This window comes from Nonomuraea lactucae (assembly GCF_003313395.1).
In the GTDB taxonomy this organism is placed as follows: domain Bacteria; phylum Actinomycetota; class Actinomycetes; order Streptosporangiales; family Streptosporangiaceae; genus Nonomuraea; species Nonomuraea lactucae.
Genome location: NZ_QNFZ01000633.1, coordinates 1 through 2,619, shown reverse-complemented (window position 1 = coordinate 2,619; position 2,619 = coordinate 1). Strand labels below are relative to the sequence as shown.

Here is a 2,619-nt window from a genome sequence, read left to right as displayed (position 1 = left end):
CCCCGGCCGCCACTCCTCGCAGGCCCGCGCCCCTCGCAGGTCCGCGCCCGAGGCCCGCCCGCCTCGCCCTGCCCTCCCCCGCGGCCCACGCCGCTCGGCCCTCAAGGACAGATCACCCGAGGGGGGCGTCACGACACCGGGAGTCGGGCGGGCAGGCCAGAGGGCGGGCTCCTCTCCCGGGCGGGAGGCTCGGGTGCAGGACCCAAGGAGGGGCAGCTCAAGACCGCACACCAGGGGTAGACCCCCAGAGGTGGGTTCCACTCGGCGGCTCCCCGCGAGAGAGGGCCACTTGGAGAGGGCCACGCGAAGAAGACCCCCCGAGAGGGCCACCCGGAGAGGGCCACGTGCAGAAGACCCCCCGGAGAGGGCCACTCGGAGAGGACCACGCGAAGAGGACCACGCGAAGAAGACCCCCGGAGAGGGCCACGCGGCGGCGCCCCAAGGGCGGCTGCACCGCGATGGAGCCCCGCCGGCCCTCGCGAATCGCGGGCGCTCCCGGGAGCGGTCCGTCTCCTCCCCTGGGAGGAGGTTTCGAGCTCTCACCTGGGCTTACATTGAAGCGGTGCGCATCGACCGAGCCCTGTTCCACGACACGGTCCTCGCCCTCGTCGTGGCGGCGGTCTCGGTGGCGCTGTTCGTCCTCTACGGCCCTGAGCGGCTGCACGAGCAGGGGGCGCTGGGCATGGGAATGCGGGCGCCGGACGCGTTCGGGGTGGCGCTCGTGGTGCTGGCGTGCGCGCCGATCGCGGTGCGCAGGCGCTGGCCGCTGACCGGGCTGTGCGCGGCGCTGGTGCCCGAGACGGTGCTGGCCGCCCTCGGTTACGGCGCGGGCCTGGCCGGGGCCGCGGGGCTGGTGCTGCTCTACTCGGTGGCGTCCCATCGCGGCCTGGCGGTGGCGCTGGGCGCCCTGATGCTGTCCGTCACGCTGTACGTGATCGGCGCGATGGCGGGCCCGGCCGCGGCGATGGGATGGAGCGAGCATCTGGTGGTCGCGGTGGTGCTGGTGGCGGTGTGGGGGGCGGGGCGGAACCTGCGGCTGCGCCGCGCCTACCTTGAGGAGCTGAAGGACCGCGCGGCCCGTCTGGAGCGGGCGCACGCGGCCGATACCCGGGCCGCGCGGGCCGAGGAGCGCTCCAGGATCGCCCGCGAGCTGCACGACGTGGTGGCCCATCACGTCAGCGTGATGACGGTGCAGGCGTCCGCCGCGCGCAAGGTGCTCTCCTCGGACCCTGAGCTGGCGCGCGAGGCGCTTTCGGCGATCGAGCACACGGGCCGGATGGCGATGAACGAGATGCGCAACATCGTCGGGGTGCTGCGCGCCGACGCGCGGGCAGAGCTGGGGCCACAGCCGGGCACGCGCGACCTGCCGTCGCTGGTGGAGCAGATGCGGGAGGCGGGCCTGGTGACCAGGCTCACGGTCGAGGGGCATGCGGGGCCGATACCGGCCGGAGTCGATCTGGCCGCGTACCGGCTGGTCCAGGAGGGGCTCACCAACACCCTGAGGCACGCCGGCGCGGGCGCCGAGGCGCTGGTGACCGTGCGGCACGAGCCGTACGAACTGGACGTCAGCGTGGAGGACGACGGCCGCGGCGGGCAGCCGTCCGGCGAGCAGGGGCATGGTTTGGTGGGGATTCGCGAGCGTGTGGCCCTTTATGGTGGAATCCTCAGCGTCGGCCCGAGGCCGGGGGGCGGTTTCGAGGTGCGGGCGAGATTCCCGCTTAAGGACGGACAATGACGATCAGAGTGCTGCTGGTGGACGACCAGCCGCTGCTGCGCACGGGGTTCCGCCTGATTCTCGAGGCCGAGCCGGACATCACGGTCGTGGGGCAGGCGGGCGACGGCAAGGACGCCCAGGAGCAGACCCGGGCCCTCCTGCCGGACGTGGTGCTGATGGACATCCGGATGCCCGGGGTGGACGGCATCGAGGCGACGCGCCGGATCGTGCGCGAGGCGGCCCCGACCGCGCACGTGCCGAAGGTGCTGGTGCTCACCACGTTCGACCTCGACGAGTACATCGTGGAGGCGCTGCGGTCGGGGGCGTCCGGGTTCCTGCTGAAGGACGTGCCGCCGGACGAGCTGGTGCAGGCGATCCGGGTGGTGGCGGGGGGCGACGCCATCGTGGCGCCCAGCGTGACCAGGCGGCTGCTCGACCGGTTCGCGGCCCGGCTGCCGTCGGCGCACGAGCAGGCCACGCCGGCGCGGCTGGACCGGCTTACCGAGCGGGAGCTGGAGGTGCTGCGGCTGATCGCCAAGGGCATGTCCAACGCGGAGATCGCCGCGAAGCTGGTGGTGAGCGAGACAACGGTCAAGACGCACGTCGGCAACGTGCTGACCAAGCTGGGGCTGCGCGACCGGGTGCAGGCGGTGGTGCTGGCGTACGAGACGGGGCTGATCACCCCGGGCGCCCTGTCCTGACCCGCCTCGTCATGACCCGCCCTGTCCTGACCCGCCCTGTCCTGACTCGTCCTGGTTGGGGTAGCGCCTGGGGCCCGGCCTCCGGGTATGCCCGAGCCGCGGCGGGCGTCCGGCATGCGCTGCCCTCAGGGCCCCGGCCGACGCGCCCCGCCTGACTGGCGGGCCCGGTTGGAGGCGGCCCGGTTGGGGCGGGCCCCGGTTGGG

General features: G+C 73.8%; 2 protein-coding genes. Both read left to right on the top strand.

The window, feature by feature from the left end; all coding sequences use genetic code 11:
- Nucleotides 1-562: 562 nt before the first annotated feature.
- Nucleotides 563-1,735 carry a sensor histidine kinase gene (locus tag DQW85_RS24545; RefSeq protein WP_113702377.1) on the top strand — a complete coding sequence of 391 codons (1,173 nt, stop codon included), beginning with the start codon at nucleotides 563-565 and terminating at the stop codon, nucleotides 1,733-1,735.
- Nucleotides 1,732-2,415: a response regulator gene (locus tag DQW85_RS24540; protein ID WP_113702376.1), complete on the top strand. Its 684-nt coding sequence runs from the start codon at nucleotides 1,732-1,734 to the stop codon at nucleotides 2,413-2,415. Before DQW85_RS24545 ends, DQW85_RS24540 begins: the two co-directional genes overlap by 4 nt.
- Nucleotides 2,416-2,619 lie beyond the last annotated feature (204 nt).

Coding starts and splice junctions, on each gene's coding strand:
- DQW85_RS24540 (WP_113702376.1), top strand. CDS start 1,732: ATGACGATCAGAGTGCTGCTGGTGGACGACCAGCCGCTGCTGCGCACG.